This window comes from Chitinophaga sp. 30R24 (genome assembly GCF_049056765.1).
Taxonomy (GTDB): Bacteria; Bacteroidota; Bacteroidia; order Chitinophagales; family Chitinophagaceae; genus Chitinophaga.
In genome coordinates, this window is sequence record NZ_JBJGXX010000004.1 from 1 (window position 1) to 16,960 (window position 16,960).

12 protein-coding genes are annotated in these 16,960 nt (G+C 45.0%); 8 read left to right on the top strand and 4 right to left on the bottom strand.

Translation table 11 applies throughout. From position 1 onward, the window contains the following. Nucleotides 1–6: 6 nt before the first annotated feature. On the bottom strand, nt 7–408 hold the full coding sequence (locus ACDQ55_RS12030) for a hypothetical protein (RefSeq protein ID WP_420981642.1): 402 nt from the start codon (nt 406–408) through the stop codon (nt 7–9). Nucleotides 409–424: 16 nt separating this feature from the next. Further along, a complete protein-coding gene (locus tag ACDQ55_RS12035; protein ID WP_420981643.1) occupies nt 425–1,012 on the bottom strand; it encodes an RNA polymerase sigma factor in 588 nt (195 codons plus the stop codon). 87 nt (nt 1,013–1,099) lie between these two features. Here ACDQ55_RS12035 and ACDQ55_RS12040 point away from each other — a divergent pair, with 87 nt between their 5' ends. Next, a complete protein-coding gene (locus ACDQ55_RS12040; protein WP_420981644.1) occupies nt 1,100–1,978 on the top strand; it encodes a cation diffusion facilitator family transporter in 879 nt (292 codons plus the stop codon). A 142-nt stretch (nt 1,979–2,120) separates the two neighbouring features. Here ACDQ55_RS12040 and rsmG read toward each other — a convergent pair whose 3' ends face one another. Together rsmG and ACDQ55_RS12050 are read right to left on the bottom strand one after the other, a co-directional pair. Then, nucleotides 2,121–2,750, bottom strand: coding sequence for a 16S rRNA (guanine(527)-N(7))-methyltransferase RsmG (gene rsmG, locus ACDQ55_RS12045; protein ID WP_420981645.1), 630 nt, complete (start codon nt 2,748–2,750; stop codon nt 2,121–2,123). A 61-nt stretch (nt 2,751–2,811) separates the two neighbouring features. Continuing rightward, nucleotides 2,812–3,948 (bottom strand): glycosyltransferase, encoded by a 1,137-nt coding sequence (locus ACDQ55_RS12050; protein ID WP_420981646.1) that lies wholly within the window; start codon nt 3,946–3,948, stop codon nt 2,812–2,814. Nucleotides 3,949–4,157: 209 nt separating this feature from the next. Between ACDQ55_RS12050 and tgt the strand changes: the two genes are divergently transcribed. The 7 genes from tgt to ACDQ55_RS12085 all read left to right on the top strand — a co-directional run bounded on the left by tgt (nt 4,158) and on the right by ACDQ55_RS12085 (nt 16,926). Beyond that, nucleotides 4,158–5,288, top strand: a complete 1,131-nt coding sequence (tgt, locus tag ACDQ55_RS12055) for a tRNA guanosine(34) transglycosylase Tgt (RefSeq protein WP_420981647.1) — start codon at nt 4,158–4,160, stop codon at nt 5,286–5,288. A gap of 39 nt (nt 5,289–5,327) precedes the next feature. Then, on the top strand, nt 5,328–6,410 hold the full coding sequence (locus ACDQ55_RS12060) for an LptF/LptG family permease (RefSeq protein ID WP_420981648.1): 1,083 nt from the start codon (nt 5,328–5,330) through the stop codon (nt 6,408–6,410). A gap of 624 nt (nt 6,411–7,034) precedes the next feature. Next, entirely contained in the window at nt 7,035–8,360 is a 1,326-nt protein-coding gene (locus tag ACDQ55_RS12065; RefSeq protein WP_420981649.1) for a citrate (Si)-synthase, eukaryotic, read from the top strand. 32 nt (nt 8,361–8,392) lie between these two features. Next, nucleotides 8,393–10,558: an ATP-dependent DNA helicase RecG gene (recG, locus tag ACDQ55_RS12070; RefSeq protein ID WP_420981650.1), complete on the top strand. Its 2,166-nt coding sequence runs from the start codon at nt 8,393–8,395 to the stop codon at nt 10,556–10,558. Between the two features lie 204 nt (nt 10,559–10,762). Further along, nucleotides 10,763–14,440: a PKD domain-containing protein gene (locus ACDQ55_RS12075; RefSeq protein ID WP_420981651.1), complete on the top strand. Its 3,678-nt coding sequence runs from the start codon at nt 10,763–10,765 to the stop codon at nt 14,438–14,440. A gap of 6 nt (nt 14,441–14,446) precedes the next feature. Next, a complete protein-coding gene (locus ACDQ55_RS12080; RefSeq protein WP_420981652.1) occupies nt 14,447–15,469 on the top strand; it encodes a PorP/SprF family type IX secretion system membrane protein in 1,023 nt (340 codons plus the stop codon). A 47-nt stretch (nt 15,470–15,516) separates the two neighbouring features. Beyond that, nucleotides 15,517–16,926, top strand: a complete 1,410-nt coding sequence (locus tag ACDQ55_RS12085) for an FAD-binding oxidoreductase (RefSeq protein ID WP_420981653.1) — start codon at nt 15,517–15,519, stop codon at nt 16,924–16,926. Nucleotides 16,927–16,960: the final 34 nt, after the last annotated feature.

The following is a 16,960-nucleotide window of genomic DNA, read 5'->3' on the forward strand; positions in this document are numbered from 1 at the left end:
TATGATTTAGTGGGTTTCTTTTTCTTCTTTTTTGAAATCGTCCCATTCTTCTTTTTGCCATCTACCAAAACCAGATCTGCAGCGGTTGCTGAGTTGTTCTCTCATTTTCTCCCGTTCTTCCGGTGTCATAGTGGCCATTTTTTCTTTAAAGCGGGCTTTCCATTCCCGGCCGCGGTTCCATTTATCGCCCCAGGAGCGTTGATGGTGGTTCCAGCCAAAAAGTAGCTTACCCAGTAACAGGAGGCCTAAAGCCTGCCAGAAGGAAATTTGCGGACCATGGAACAGGTCTGGGATAAGGCAATTCCACAGTTGCATCGTTACAAATCCTATCACAGCAATAAACAAAGCTCCCAGTAGCAGGAATTTAATTACGTGCAGGCCTTTTCTGCGGCCATATTCGTTGTTCATATTTTTAATAATTTGATCAGTCGTTTAATAATTCGCTGTACAATTCAGACAGACGTTCGCGCAAATATAATATTGCGTAGCGCTTGCGGGATAATAAGGTATTGATGCTGGTCCCCGTTTCTTCACTCATTTCTTTGAACGATTTGCCTTCCAGTTCGTGTTGTATAAACACCCGTTTCTGGTCGGTGGGCAACTCGTCGATGGCTTCCAGTATGGCTTCAGACAACATTTTCTTTACCATGGGGGCATCTGCTTCCAGGTTTTTATCCGACAACAATTCGGGAAGCAATAATACTTCTTCGCCCTCTATTTCACGCGTAAAATCGGCAAAGGGAGTTTCTTTCTTCTTTCGGAACCAGTCGGTAATTTTATTGCGCGTTACAGCAAACAGCCATCCTGTGATAGAATCTATCTGGCTGCCCAGCCGAAGGTATTCGGTAAATTGATAAAAAACATCCTGCAAAATATCTTCTGCATCAGACGCATTATTTACCCGTTGCCGGATAAAGTGCAACAATCGCTTGCGTTCTTGCTTTACGGTTGCCTGTATGCGTTCATTCTGCTCTAAGGCCATAATGTTATTTGTGAGGACCAGCTGTTTCATCTTATAAAGGAAGACGAAGCAGCTATTGGGATATTTTATTGTCTGGGAAAAAAACTTCTTAAATTACATATCTGGAAACTATACCGTATGCATGATCACGCTCACGCCCATACGCCTGTTATTAATAATGCCCAGGTAAACCGGGCTTTCATATGGGGCATTTCATTGAATCTGGCCTTTGTTGGAACGGAGTTTCTGGCAGGCCTTTTAACCCATTCACTGGCGCTTATGGCCGATGCGGGGCATAACCTCAGTGATGTGGCCAGCCTGGCCTTGTCGCTCCTGGGCTTCCGTCTTGCTAAAATTACTTCCAATCCAGGATATACCTACGGATACCGCAAAAGTACAATTCTTATTTCCCTCTTTAACGCTATGCTTTTATTAGTGGTGGTAGGGGTAATTGGTTATGAGGCTGTACAGCGCTTTTCCCAGCCTTATGCAGTGCCTGGGAAGCCTATTGCCATTGTGGCCGGTATCGGTATTTTTATCAATGCTTTTACGGCCTGGTTGTTTTTCAAGGATAAGGAAAAAGACCTCAACGTTAAAGGCGCCTACCTGCATCTGGCTGCAGATGCTCTAGTGTCCCTGGCCACGGTAGGGGCCGGTATTGTTATCGTTTATACCCAATGGTATTGGCTAGACCCTTTGCTCTGTATCATTGTAATGGTGGTGATTATTATAGGTACCTGGGGCCTGCTGCGTGATAGTTTACGTTTATCTATGGATGGTATTCCTCCCGGTATAGATTTGCAGGAGGTACGGAAAGTAGCGCTAACAGTGAATGGGGTAAAAGATATTTACCATATCCACGTATGGGCGATCAGTACCACAGAAAATGCCCTCACCGCCCAGGTAAAAGTAGATCCCCAACTGAATGTTACAGCAACCGAAGCTGTAAAAAAAGCACTTCGGCATGAATTGGAGCACCTGGGTATACGGCATACTACGCTGGAGATTAATAGTTAGGAACTATTGCTTTGTTGAGTAGTTAGCCCACAATTCCGGTATCCAGGTAAATTTAGCTATCCAGTGTTTTGTTACCCATGTGCTGGCTGCTAATAGTAGCTAGCACATGGGTAAGCTACTATTAGCAGCCAGCACATGAGCATCAGCTTTTCGCCATTACAATAAATTTTTCCTGGAAACTTTCTTCTGGGAAGATATCATAAATCTTTACCAATCTGGGCTTTAAGCCGCTGTCGGATATTTCCTGTGCAAGGTCGCCTCCTTTCAGGCAGATCAGCCCTTTTTCGAACTGCTTGCCCGGAACGGCAGACTTTTTGAGCACGGGTTTGCTCCAGCGCCATAGATCGGCCAGTGGAGCTACTGCCCGGGAAACTACGATGTCAAATTTTCTGTTTTTGATGTCTTCCACACGGCTGTGCGTAGCCGTTACATTTTTCAACTGCAAGGCTTCTGCTACTCCCTGCACTACTTTGATCTTTTTACCGATGGAATCTACCAATAGGAACTCCACTTCAGGAAAGAAGATGGCCAGGGGAATACCCGGGAAGCCACCACCAGTGCCGAGATCCAGTATCTGGGTGCCAGATTGGAAGTCGGCAATAGCCGCTATGCTGAGAGAATGCAATACATGCTTTTCGTATAGGGAGTCTATATCTTTACGTGATATTACATTGATCTTTTCATTCCACTCCTGGTATAGCCCTTGTAAAGCCTCCAGTTGAGATAACTGCTTGGGTGTAAAGTCACTGAAATACTTTAAAATAATTTCCATGCCGCAAAAATAGCTTTTCGCTGCTAGCTTTCAGCACTCAGCTGTTACAAAATACTGATTTTTACCACCTGTTTTTAGACTTAAACAGCAATGCTGGCGTAAAGATAATATAGTACAATACCATGAAGATATCCATCAGCCAGCTGAGTTTGAAGAGATCGCTTTCATCCAGTTTACGCATGGCTGAATAAGTGATCACAGATTGTATCAGCACTTTCAGACCAAAAATGCCCAGCACATACCAAAGAAGAGGAGGCGGGAATAAGAGGCCGATAATAAAGGCGGGATAGAAAAGGAAATGTGTCAGGGAAAACAGACCCAATACAAACTTATGCCCAAAACGGTAATGCTTGCCGGTAGACATATGCCGGGTTTTCTGGCGAAACCAGCTTTTCCAGCTCTGTTTGGGCTCTGAATAGGTAAAGGCTTGTTTATCAATCACCACGCCTACGTTTTTGCGGGTGGCCGCTGCATTTACAAACAGATCATCATCGCCGCTGGCCAGGTGCTGATGGCTGGTAAAGCCCTTTTGTTTGAAGAACAAAGCAGTTTTATAGGCCAGGTTGCGGCCAACACCCATATAAGGCATTCCGCTCATGGCAAAAGACAGGTATTGCAGCGCGCCGAAGAAAGTTTCATAACGGATCACCTTGTTCAGAAAACCAGGTTTTTTATGGTAAGCGCCATATCCTAATACAATCTCTTTATCGCCTTCAAACCCCTGGCTCATAATCGACAGCCAGTAGGTGCTGCTAGGCTTACAATCGGCGTCTGTAAGCAATACATTGTCGTACTGCGCGCCTTTCAGCCCTATAGATAAAGGATATTTTTTGCCGGGGATAAATTTGGCGGGTTGCTTGATCTCTATATGCCTGTAATGAGGATAACCAGGCTCTATGGAGCGCAGGTAATATTTAGTGTCGTCTTCAGAGTTGTCGTTCACTACAATCACCTCATATCCTGGTTTCATGTGATGATGATAGCGTTGTTGCAGTACACCCGGCAGATTTTTCTGCAGGTTTAATTCTTCATCTTTTGCACAGATGATCACCGAAAATGCCCCGTCCGGTGTACGGTCCAGGTTAAATTTACGGCGATAGAAAGCCACCCTGGAAAAGATAAACAGGTAATAAAATATCTGTATCCCTGCAACGGCAGCAAAAAAGTATAAGGCAATTTCACCTAGATAGTCTAGCATAATGGTCGCAAAAATATAATATTTTTATTATCTGTAAAATAATAATCTTTTTCCGTTTCCCGGCCTGATTTTTATTGTTGCCAGCTGGATCGTTTCCCGGCTACAGGATTGCAGCTCCTGAAATTCGTGTTAAAAAGCGGTCTGATAATGCCAGAAACCGGAATTCCCCGAATCATTCAATATCTTTGCGGCCTGAAATTTTTTGTTGAGTGAATTTTGAACTGATACATACAGACAACGGCAGTAAAGCCAGGGCAGGAAAGATTACTACTGCGCACGGCGTTATAGAAACACCCATTTTTATGCCGGTGGGTACGGTAGGCAGCGTAAAAGCAGTAACACAGGAGCAATTGCGTCATGATGTACATGCGCAAATTATCCTGGGCAACACCTATCATTTGTACCTGAGGCCCGGATTGGAAGTATTATCGCTCGCCGGCGGACTGCACAAGTTCAATGGTTGGGACCGCCCTATTCTTACAGACAGTGGCGGTTACCAGGTATTTTCCCTGGCAGCCAACCGCAAAATCAAGGAAGAAGGCGTGGTGTTCCAGTCGCATATCGATGGCTCCCGCCACCTGTTCACGCCTGAAAATGTGATGGATATCCAGCGCACCATCGGGGCCGATATTATAATGGCCTTCGATGAATGTCCGCCTTATCCCTCTGAATACCGTTATGCGCGGAAATCGATGGAGCTCACGCATCGTTGGCTCGACCGCTGTATCCAGCGTTTAAGCGACACGCAGCCTGCTTACGGGCATGAACAAACGTTGTTTCCTATTGTACAGGGCAGCACCTATAAAGACTTGCGTAAGGCTTCTGCCGAATTCATTGCCTCCCGCAATGCAGCCGGCAATGCCATTGGCGGCCTCAGTGTAGGGGAGCCGGAAAACGAAATGTACGAAATGTGCGGGCTGGTATGTGAAGTACTGCCTGTAGATAAGCCCCGTTACCTGATGGGAGTGGGCACACCGTGGAACATCCTGGAAAACATAGCCTTGGGTGTAGACATGTTCGATTGCGTAATGCCTACCCGCAACGGCCGTAATGGTATGTTGTTTACCTGGAATGGTGTTATGAATATCCGCAATAAGAAATGGGCCACCGATTTCAATCCGATTGATGAAAACAGCCCTTGTTTTGCTACTAACAATTATTCCAGGGCCTATCTGCGGCATTTGTTTGTTTCCGGAGAAATCCTGGGAATGACGTTGGCCAGTATCCATAACCTGGCATTTTACCTGGAGCTGGTGCAGGAAGCCCGCAAACAAATACTGGCTGGTACCTTTGCTACCTGGAAAACCAGTATGGTTAACCAATTGAAAACACGCCTGTAAAAAGTTCGGACTATAAAATAAACTAATATCTTTGGGGATATGATTACTAAGATTGATTGGTACATTTTACGAAAGCTGATAGGTACTTTCATTTATTCCCTAATGATATTCCTATTGATTTCTGTAGTGATAGATATCACAGAAAAGGTGGATGACTTTATGAAACACCATCTGTCACTGCACGAAATTGTAGTAGATTATTACTTCGGCTTTATTCCGCATATCCTGGCTTTATTATTCCCACTGTTCATATTTTTGTCGGTGATATTTTTTACGTCCAAGATGGCATACCGTTCAGAGATCATCGCCATCCTGGCGTCTGGAGTAAGCTTCCGCCGTTTCCTGCGGCCTTATTGGATGGGGGCTTTCCTCTTTGGCGGCATCCTCTGGCTGGCAAACTACTGGGTAGTGCCCAATGCCAACCGTATCCGTACTTCTTTCGAAAATAAATACCTCCATAGTCACGATGATGAGAAGTCGCAATACGACCGTAGTACCCGTATCGACAGCTTTAATTACGTAACTTTTGGCACCTACGACCCCAACTATAAAAGCGGTAGCAACTTTGTGCTAACTACCGTTGATAAACAGAACATTATCTTCAAGCTGAAAGCAGACCGTATTACGTGGGACTCCACTTCCGAGAAGTGGCGTCTGGATTACGTTACTATGCGTACCATTAGTGGGATGAAAGAGCATTGGAGCAGCCGGCAGGATACCCTGATCAAGCTGGCCCTGCACCCGAAAGACCTGGTAGAAACTAAGAATATCCAGGAAGCTATGACTACGCCAAACCTGCGGAAATTTATACAGCGAGAAACTATCCGCGGCTCGGAAGGGTTGAATACCTTTTGGGTAGAGTATTATAGAAGAACGGCTGCCGCTTTCGCCGTAGTAGTGCTTACGATGATCGGAGGCATTATCGCCGCTAAAAAAGTAAGGGGAGGAAGTGGTTTGCACCTGGCTTTGGGTATTGTGATCAGCGCCAGCTATATTATATTCCTGCAATTTGCCACTGTGTTTTCTGTGAAGGCAGACCTGAACCCGTTACTGGCAGTGTGGATACCTAATATGATTTTCGGCGGTTTGGCTTTTTACCTGTACAGAAGAGCACCTAAATGACCTGGTGGTAGGTTATTTACTTCCGGATGCTTTCATTAAATTTCAAAAGAATTATTATTTTGTTAAAATTGTTTTCATTTATTCAAATGGAAGGGTTATCTTTATGAACTCCGCATAGGGGTATTGTTTTTATAAATTCCACAAAGGTCATCTTGCCTTTATAAATTCCAACAGAGTTGCCCTTATAAATTCCTCGTGGAATGGCCCCGTTAGTAATTGTCTTTATAAATTCCAGGTAGTTTTATAGCCGGATGCTTTTATAAATTCCACCCTCTCTATTTACTTATTAGCATAATTTTTTTATTATTTACCTGAACCGGAAAAATTGTCAAAGACAATGAACATTTCACTGGTTCTCGAAATTTTTCTTTCAATATTTTCAATTCATTCTGAAAAATTTACATTTCTTTAACGTCCATTTATGCTATAAATATATATAATGTATAATTGTTTGATTTTAAGATTAAAAAAGCACTTCATTGTAGCTTAATTGCTTATTTTAAGCGCACGGGGAACGTTGTTAATTTGGCATTAAATACCACTAAATGATGGTAACTTCGTTAACAAATCATTACTTTTGACTATTGATCGATTTAGTTTTTATTACATAACAATAGCTGTAAAATGGGGTACATAAAAGAGAAATTCAAGGTTAAAGCAGATGAACTTAACGTTGAAGTAAAAGATCTGGTAAAGAATCATGGCACTAAGAAGATTGAGGATGTAACATTAGCTCAGGTATATCAGGGAATGCGCGGTATTACCGGTCTGGTAACAGAAACTTCCTTACTGGATGCCAATGAAGGAATTCGTTTCCGTGGTTATTCCATTCCGGAATTAAGGGACCATTTACCTAAAGCGCCGGGCGGTGCTGAACCGTTACCGGAGGGATTGTTTTACCTGATGTTAATAGGAGAATTGCCGGGAGAAGCAGATGTACAATATCTTTCCAGCATGTGGGGGCGCCGTTCTCATGTACCTAACCACGTTTTCGACGCTATTGAAGCGCTGCCTATTACCACTCACCCGATGACTATGTTCACCGTAGGTATTATGGCGCTTCAAACAGAATCTTCTTTTGCGCAGGCTTATTCAGAAGGTATTAATAAGAAAGATTACTGGAACTATACTTATGAGGATACAATGAACCTCATTGCACGTTTGCCCCGGATCGCTGCTTATATCTACCGCCGCAAATATAAAGGAGGTCAGCATATCCAGCCTAACGGCATGCTCGACTGGGCGGGTAACTTTGCGCATATGCTGGGTTATTCCGATGAAGGATTCAAAGAACTGATGCGTTTATATATGGTGATCCACGCAGATCACGAAGGTGGTAACGTAAGTGCTCACACTACCCATCTGGTAGGCTCTGCCCTGAGCGATGCCTACCTCTCTTTCTCCGCTGGTATGAACGGTCTCGCAGGTCCGTTGCACGGTCTTGCTAACCAGGAGGTGATCAAATGGATTCTGCAAATGCGCGAAGAACTGGGTGGCGGCATGCCAACCAAAGAACAGGTTGATGCTTATGTACGCAAAACTTTATCTGAAGGTAAAGTAGTGCCAGGATATGGTCATGCTGTATTGCGTAAAACAGATCCCCGTTTCACTGCTCAGATGGAGTTTGCTAAGAAACATCTGCCTAACGATGAACTGGTGAAGATTGTATGGACTGTGTACGACACTGTTCCTGGCATTTTGCAGGAACTGGGCAAGGTGAAAAACCCATGGCCTAATGTAGATGCTCATTCAGGTGCGCTGCTGGTACATTACGGATTGGTAGAATATGAATTCTATACCGTATTGTTTGGTGTATCCCGTGCATTAGGCGTACTGGCTTCCCTCTGCTGGGACAGAGCGCTCGGCCTTTCCCTGGAAAGACCAAAATCTGTTACTACCGAATGGATGAAACAGTTCGTGGAAGGTAAAGTGGATGCAATAGCCGAATAGTTATAATTGTTTTTTATTAAAAAAGGCAAGTGGTGATTTTTACCATTTGCCTTTTTTATTTTTGTTCCTCATTAAAAAGAAATAACATTTCAACATTTACCGCCATATTATCTAATCCGATAGAGTACCTGAAAGGTGTAGGACCGCAGAAAGGAGAACTGTTGCGCAAGGAAATAAAAGTGCACACCTTTGGCGATCTGTTGAACTACTTTCCTTTCCGGTATGTAGACCGTACTCGGATTGATAAGATCGCTTCCCTAAGTGGATATGAAGATTTTGTTCAGATACGGGGAAAGATCATCCGGATGACGGTGATGGGTGAAAACCGCTCTAAACGGTTGGTAGCCACTTTTAAAGACGAAACGGGGACCATCGACCTGGTTTGGTTTCAGGGCTGGCAGTGGATGGAGAAATCTTTGCGGGAAAATGTGGCTTATCTGGTATTTGGCCGTATCTCTATATTCAACGGTGTGGCCCAACTGGCACATCCCGAAATGGATCTGCTCACAGAAGAAATAGCCACCGGCAAACAGTTCCTGGAACCAGTATATTATACTACTGAAAAACTAAAGGCCCGCGGACTAACGGCAAAGGCTATAGGGAAACTGACCAAAAATTTGTTGGAGCAACTGGCTCCGCAAGAGATCAGGGAAAATATACCGGTAGAGGTATTACAGCAATATCGGTTGATGCCCCGGTCGATGGCCTACTTCCGCATACACTTACCCGGTAGTGAAGAAGATGCCCGCCAGGCGCAACGCCGCCTTAAATTCGAAGAGCTGTTCATCGCGCAAATACGCATTTGCCGCCTGAAGCTAAAAAGGCATAAATTATCGCATGGCTACGTGTTTGGCGCCGTAGGACAATCTTTTAATGAATTCTACAATCACCACCTTCCGTTTTCTTTAACTGGCGCACAAAAGAGAGTGCTAAAAGAAATACGTACAGACACTATACATGGCCGGCAAATGAACCGGTTATTACAGGGAGATGTGGGCAGCGGTAAAACCATGGTGGCACTGCTGTCTATGCTACTGGCAAAAGACAATGGTTTCCAGGCATGTTTGATGGCGCCCACGGAAATCCTTTCCCAGCAACACTTTAAAGGTATCGCCGGGCTGCTGGAAAAGATGGAAGTAAAAGTAGCCCTGCTTACAGGCAGCATCAAAGGAAAGGCCCGCCGGCAAATACTGGAAGGGGCTTTAGACGGTAGCATCGATATCCTGGTGGGTACCCATGCCCTGTTGGAAAAAGAAGTGCAGTTCAAGAACCTGGGCATGGCCATCGTAGACGAACAACATCGCTTCGGTGTGGCGCAACGGGCAAGACTATGGGAAAAGAATGCTATTCCGCCACATATCCTGGTAATGACAGCTACGCCTATACCCAGAACCCTGGCGATGACCATCTATGGCGATCTGGATGTATCCGTTATTGATGAAATGCCTCCTGGCCGTAAACCTATTACCACTGTGCACCGCAACGAATATCAACGTCCACAGGTAATGGATTTTATCAAGGAAGAAGTGAAAAAGGGCAGGCAGGCGTATATCGTGTATCCTTTGATAGAAGATTCCGAAAAACTCGACTATGAAAACCTGATGAAAGGATATGAGGAAGTGAAAGCCTTTTTCCCGGAACCGCAATACTATATCAGCATGGTTCATGGCCGGCAGCCGGCAGACCAACGCCAGACCAATATGCAGCGTTTTGTGGCCGGCGACACCCATATTATGGTGGCTACCACTGTTATTGAAGTAGGCGTAAACGTGCCCAATGCTTCCGTGATGGTGATTGAAAGCACTGAGCGATTTGGGTTGTCGCAATTACATCAGCTTCGTGGTAGGGTAGGCAGGGGCGCCGAGCAATCTTTTTGTATTCTCATGACAGGCAATAAGTTAAGCCAGGACTCCAAAGAGCGTATTAACGTGATGGTACAAACGAACGATGGTTTCCTGATCTCTGAAAAAGACATGGAATTGAGAGGCCCCGGAGATATTGAAGGCACCCGGCAAAGCGGCATACTGGATTTTAAACTGGCGGATATTATTGCCGATAAGCCAATTCTGGATGCAGCAAGAGCCAGCGCTGAAAAAATATTATCAGAAGATACAGATCTGCTATTACCTGAAAATCAGGCCTTGAAAGAATTTTTAGCCGCTCAGCGAAGTAAATCCGCATGGAGCAAAATTTCCTGACGTTTTTAACGTTTATAATAATAGATGGAAGACAAATAAAAAAGCAATAAACCTTTGAACGAGATATATCCTTTGTTTCCCATTTAACCTATTTTTTCTCCGCTTCAGAAGTTGGCTGCTTTTCCAAGGACCGTAACAATTTGACAGGCTTCTGCGTTTATAGTGTTATATTTAGTTATTACGTTTAAAATAAATCTTATCCCGTTGAAATTTACCTTTCCGACAGGCCTTATTGGATGGATGATTTGCTTTTTGTTTACCGGGTATTTTGCCCAGGCACAACAGCAGTATGTGAACTACTCGCCTTTGAATTTTATTGAGAATAAAGGACAGTGGAATAAGGAAATCATTTACAAAACAGAACTTGATGGCGCTGCTATCTTCCTGAAAAAAACGGGATTTACTTTTTTGATGTACAGTCAGGACGATCTGTATGCACTAAACGAATATGTGCACGGACATGCGCATCGCGGTGATTCTATCACCATTCCGAAATATGTAAGAAAGGATGATAACGTAGGGAGTAGTCCTACAGGCCCCGGTTCCGGTGGCCAGTTGCCTACCAGACCCGATAAAATGCCGGATGTAAAAGGGCATGCGTACAACGTTACTTTCCTGAACGCCAGTACGAACACACAGATAGTCCCCGAAAAAGAACAAGAAACGGTTACCAATTACTTTATTGGTAACGATCGTTCCAAATGGGCTGCTAATGTAAAATCTTACCAGGGTATCAATTACAATTCCGTATATCCGGGGATCGATGCACATATTTATTCTGATGCATCCCAATTGAAATACGATATGATTATCCATCCGGGGGCTAACCCGGATAATATACAGTTGCTGTATGAAGGGGCTACAGGGATGGAGGTGAAAAAAGGACAGCTGTATGTGCATACTTCCGTAGGGGATGTGATCGAACAACTGCCTTTTGCTTATCAGTATATCAACAATCAGCGTGTACCCGTAAAGGTATCCTATAAGTTGGATGGTAATAAGCTGGGTTTTAAGATTTCAGGAGAATATAACCGTAGCTATACACTGATCATTGATCCTGTATACGTGTTTTCCACTGTATCCGGCTCCCGCTCAGACAACTGGGGCTTTACGGCTACTTATGACGACGCCGGCAATTTTTATGGCGGAGGTATTGTATTTGGCGCTGGTTACCCGGTTACGCCAGGTGCGGTAGGCAGCGTATTCCGTGGGGGTAAATTTGATATCGGCATTTCAAAATTTAATCCCACAGGTACTAAATTGATTTATGCCACCTATATAGGGGGCAATGGCTCCGAACAGCCACATAGCTTATTTGTGGATGCTCAAGGTAACCTGATCATTTCCGGTAGAACCACTTCCTCCGACTATCCGGCCGATTCTGTGGTAGGTACCGCCAGGGGAGGATGGGATATTGCCATCACCAAATTGAATGCTACCGGTACAGGTATGATCGGTTCGCTGATCATTGCTGGTTCTGCAGACGATGGCGTAAATATGCGGGAAGACCGTGAAGGAGGTGATTGGATACTATTGCGTAACTATGGCGATGATGCCCGTAGCGAGGTAGTGGTGGATGATGCCGGCTATATATACGTAGCCAGTTGTACCCGCTCTACCGATTTTCCTATTACCCCGGGCGTTTTCCAGGAAAAGAACAACGGTTTACAGGATGGGGTGATCATGAAAATAAATCCGCTCTGTAAAGGTCTTGTGTGGGCCAGTTATATAGGAGGCGCTAAAGAAGACGCTGCCTATGTAATTGCATTGAACGGGCTAAATACCCTGTATGTAGCCGGTGGTACTGCCAGCTCCGATTTCCCGATCAAAGGAACGCCACTCTATCCTGCTTACCGCGGCGGCGTGTGCGATGGTTTTATTGCTCATATTTCCAACGATGGTAAAACGATCCTGCAAAGTACTTTCATTGGCGCCGATAATCCTGCTGCCGACCAGGTATATGGTATCCAGTTAGACAAAAACGGTTTTGTATATGTAACCGGTACCACAGAAGGTGCTTGGCCCATTAAATTGTTGGACCCCAGTTACTACAATGCTAACGGTTTACAGTTTATCTCTAAATTACAACCTGATCTCTCCGCTTTCGTATATTCTACCACGTTTGGAAAGAACAGGAACCTGGTGAGCACTCCCAATATTTCCACCACCGCCTTCCTGGTAGACCGTTGTGAGAACGTGTATGTATCAGGGTGGGGAGGAGGTATCAATACTTCTCTTAAGTACCCTAATTCAGGTACATCCGGATTGTACACCTCTTCCGATGCATTGCAGCGCAGTACCGACGGGATGGACTTCTACTTCTTTGTATTACAGCGCGATGGTGTAGCGCCGCTCTATGGCAGCTATTTTGGCGGCTCTGGTTTGTATGAACACGTAGATGGCGGCACCAGCCGGTTTGATAAAAATGGTATTATTTACCAGGGCATTTGCGCCTGGTGTAATGTGAGCAACAATGGTTCCAAACCCCGTTATCCGACTACGCCCGGAGCTTATTCCAGTACGCCGCCTGCTTCCTGTAACTTCGGCGCCCTGAAGATCGCTTTTAACCTCGACGGTGTAAAGGCCGGTATTAAAACCATCGACCGCCGTAAGAACTACTGCGCGCCCGGAGATATTACTTTTGTAGATACTACGCTGCGTCCGGGTAAAACCTATGAATGGTCGTTTGGCGATGGTTCGCCTTTGCTGACCGGTGGCCCGGAACTGGACACGGTAACGCATACTTTCCAGAACGTAGGTACCTACACTGTCCGGATGGTTAAATTCGATCCCAGCAGCTGTAATGGCTCCGATACTGCTTATGTGGAAGTGAAGCTGGGCTCTAATGCCGCTACCCTGGATTTTGATGCAAAAAGACAAGATCCCTGCGACAGCCTGAAATATCAGTTTACCAATAGCTCTGTGGCAGCAGCAGGTCAGTTTGGAGATAGTTCCTTTATCCTGGACTATGGGGATGGCACACCGCCATTCTATGTAGGGATAGATACTTTCCCATTGTACCACTATTACAAGGCTGCCGGCACCTATAACGCCACCCTAACCCTGGTAGATTCCAACTTCTGCAATGCACCGCAAACCCTTACTAAGTCGTTGCGTGTAGCCATTAATGTGGTAGCTGCTTTTACACTGCCAGATACCGTGTGTGTAGGTACAGAAATACAGCTGGATAATTCCTCCCTGGGTGGGGAAACTTTTACCTGGACCTTCCAGGATGATGGTACTACTTCCACAGACCCTTATCCGCTGCATACTTTCAAGCAATCGGGAAGTTGGGCTGTTTCATTGCGGGTAGATGATCCGAATACCTGTAACAAGGAAGATTCCACTACGAAGAATGTACTGGTGGCGCCGCCACCTTCCGCTGATTTTGATTTTTCGCCTCTGAAGCCGATAGAAAACACACCGGTGCAATTCGTAAATATGTCTGTAGGCGCAGATCATTATCTTTGGAACTTCGGCGATGGAGATACTACTTCCGCGGTAAATCCAACACATCAATACCTGAAATCAGGTAGCTATAATGTGTGTCTTACTTCCGGTAACATCGAAGGTTGTACTGCCACCGCCTGTAAAGAGGTAAGCGCTATCGTAGTACCGTTATTTGACATACCCAATGCATTTGCGCCTAATGGAAAGAATAATATGTTTCTGGTGAAATCTTTTGGCGCCACCAAATTCAATCTTAAAATATATAATCGCTGGGGACAATTGGTTTTTGAAAGCTCTGATCCTAACATTGGTTGGGACGGAAGGTATAAGGGAAATATTCAACCCATGGATGCTTACGCCTATGTGGTAAACATCCAGTTTACAGATGGCACAAAAGCCAGCAGATCAGGTAGTGTAACCCTATTAAGATGATGAGTCATGAATCAGATCGTTAAATTTTCAACATGTCTGGCAATTATATTGATAGTTGCTTTGGGAGGCTTTGCGCAAGACCTTCATTTTTCACAGTTTTTCAATTCGCCTTTAACGACTAATCCGGCCAATACGGGCTTTATTCCGGATGGAAATTACCGTATTGGTGTTAACTACCGTGATCAGTGGGCCAGTATTCCGGTGCCTTACCGCACAATGTCGGCATTTGGTGATTTCCAATTGTTCCGTGAACAGCTGGTATACGGATGGGTAGGCGTTGGCGGTGTATTATTGCGGGATGCAGCAGGTAGCGGTAATCTCATTTCTACCAAAGGATATGCATCTATCGCTTATCATCAGCTGCTGGGGGAAAGCAGTTTGTTATCGCTTGGGTTCAATGCCGGTTCTGCTGGGAAAAGGGTGGATATTACCAAGCTTACTTTCGGCGATCAGTGGAATGGAAAGTTCTTTGATTCGCACATACCTACTGGCGAACCGATCACCCAGAGCAGCGTGAATTATTTCGACCTGCAGGCAGGGATGAACTATGCTTATTTTCCTACTGATAACATCTACGTTAATGCAGGCTTTTCTGTACAACATATTAATACGCCTAGGGAAACCTTTTATGCAGGCAACAACGAAGTACCACGCCGGTATATCGGCTTCCTGAACGCCAGTCTTAAAGCCAGCGATAAGGTGATCCTGAACCCGGCGGCCTATTATGCTACGCAGGTAGGCGCCCACGAATTTATGCTAGGCGCCAATGTTGCCTATAATCTTTCGGGCGATGGCGCTCAGCAGTTGTATGGTGGTATTTACTACCGTGGCAATGATGCGGCGATTTTCCTGGTGGGCTATCAGCTCAATAATATCAAGATGATGTTTAACTACGATATTACTACTTCCGGATTATCTGCAGCCAACAACCGCAGGGGTGCATATGAAATAGGAGTTGTATACACCGGCTTATATACGAACCGTGCTTTTTCCAATGCCAAAAGGGCCACTATCTGCCCCTCTTTTTAACATACTGGACATGAACACCTAACCGGCTTTATGATTATTTTTGTTGTATGACAACGTTTAATAAAGTAACTGCCGCTCATATAGCGGCATTACGCGAAATAGCCGGAGCTTCCTATGTATTGGCCGATGAAGAAGGTTTGGCCCGTTATGCACAGGATGAAACAGAAGATCTGCACTATTTACCAGAAGTGGTAGTGAAACCGGATACCACTGAACAGGTAAGCCGTATCATGCAGCTATGTAACCAGGAAGTGTTACCGGTAACCCCGCGCGGCGGAGGTACCGGTCTTAGCGGAGGTGCATTGGCGCAATATGGCGGCGTACTCATTTCTATGGAACGTTTTAACCGTATTCCGCTCATCGATGAACGGAACCTCCAGGTGGTTACGGAGCCGGGTGTAATCACGGAAGAATTGCAGAACGCTGTGAAAGAGAAGGGCTTGTTCTACCCTCCAGACCCCAGCAGTCGGGGAACTTGTTTTATTGGCGGTAATATTGCAGAGAATGCCGGCGGTCCCAAGGCGGTAAAGTACGGTGTAGTAAAGGATTATGTATTGAATCTGGAAATGGTGCTGCCCAATGGGGAAGTGATCTGGACCGGCGCCAACGTATTAAAAAATGCTACTGGCTATAATCTTACCCAGCTGGTAGTAGGTAGTGAAGGTACCTTAGGTATTGTTACTAAAATAGTATTGCGGCTTATCCCGCTTCCCAAAACCGATTTACTAATGCTGGTACCTTTCCGTTCTGCGGAAAGCGCCTGCGCAGCAGTAAGCGCTATATTCCGGGCCGGGTATACACCTTCCGCTATGGAATTTATGGAAAGAGATGCGCTAGAGTGGGTAACCCGTTATGTGCAAAGCAGCGCTGTTAAAATAGCAGACGACATACAGGCCCATCTGCTCATAGAAGTAGACGGTAATTATCCGGAAATGCTGATGCAGGAAATGGAAGGTATTGCCGGTATAGTGGAGGGCTTTGATATTGGGGAAATATTGTTTGCAGAAGATGCCCAGCAAAAAGAAGAGCTCTGGAAATTGCGTCGCCGTGTAGCCGAAGCAGTGAAAGCCAATTCTATATATAAGGAAGAAGATACGGTAGTGCCCCGGGCAGAATTGCCTGTATTATTGAAAGGCGTAAAAGAGATCGGCCGGAAATATGGATTTCATTCTGTTTGTTATGGTCATGCAGGGGATGGAAATCTGCATGTAAACATTATCCGTGGTACACTTACGGAAGAACAGTGGACGGGTACACTGGTACAAGGTATCCGCGAAATATTTGAATTGGTGAAATCCCTGGGAGGAACTATCTCTGGAGAACATGGCATCGGGTTGGTGCAGAAAAGCTATATGGATATCATTTTTGATCAAACATCTATGCAGCTCATGAAGCAAATAAAACAGATATTTGATCCGAAAAATATTTTGAACCGGGGTAAAATTTTTGATTGTTAAACCTTTGTTCCGGGAAACAGTTAAACTTAATAAA

Bases quoted from the DNA above. Each gene is read 5' to 3' on its own strand.
- ACDQ55_RS12080 (WP_420981652.1), top strand. From the start codon at position 14,447: ATGAATCAGATCGTTAAATTTTCAACATGTCTGGCAATTATATTGATA.
- ACDQ55_RS12035 (WP_420981643.1), bottom strand. From the start codon at position 1,012: ATGAAACAGCTGGTCCTCACAAATAACATTATGGCCTTAGAGCAGAAT.
- ACDQ55_RS12030 (WP_420981642.1), bottom strand. From the start codon at position 408: ATGAACAACGAATATGGCCGCAGAAAAGGCCTGCACGTAATTAAATTC.
- ACDQ55_RS12050 (WP_420981646.1), bottom strand. From the start codon at position 3,948: ATGCTAGACTATCTAGGTGAAATTGCCTTATACTTTTTTGCTGCCGTT.
- ACDQ55_RS12065 (WP_420981649.1), top strand. From the start codon at position 7,035: ATGGGGTACATAAAAGAGAAATTCAAGGTTAAAGCAGATGAACTTAAC.
- ACDQ55_RS12060 (WP_420981648.1), top strand. From the start codon at position 5,328: ATGATTACTAAGATTGATTGGTACATTTTACGAAAGCTGATAGGTACT.
- ACDQ55_RS12040 (WP_420981644.1), top strand. From the start codon at position 1,100: ATGCATGATCACGCTCACGCCCATACGCCTGTTATTAATAATGCCCAG.
- rsmG (WP_420981645.1), bottom strand. From the start codon at position 2,750: ATGGAAATTATTTTAAAGTATTTCAGTGACTTTACACCCAAGCAGTTA.
- ACDQ55_RS12085 (WP_420981653.1), top strand. From the start codon at position 15,517: ATGACAACGTTTAATAAAGTAACTGCCGCTCATATAGCGGCATTACGC.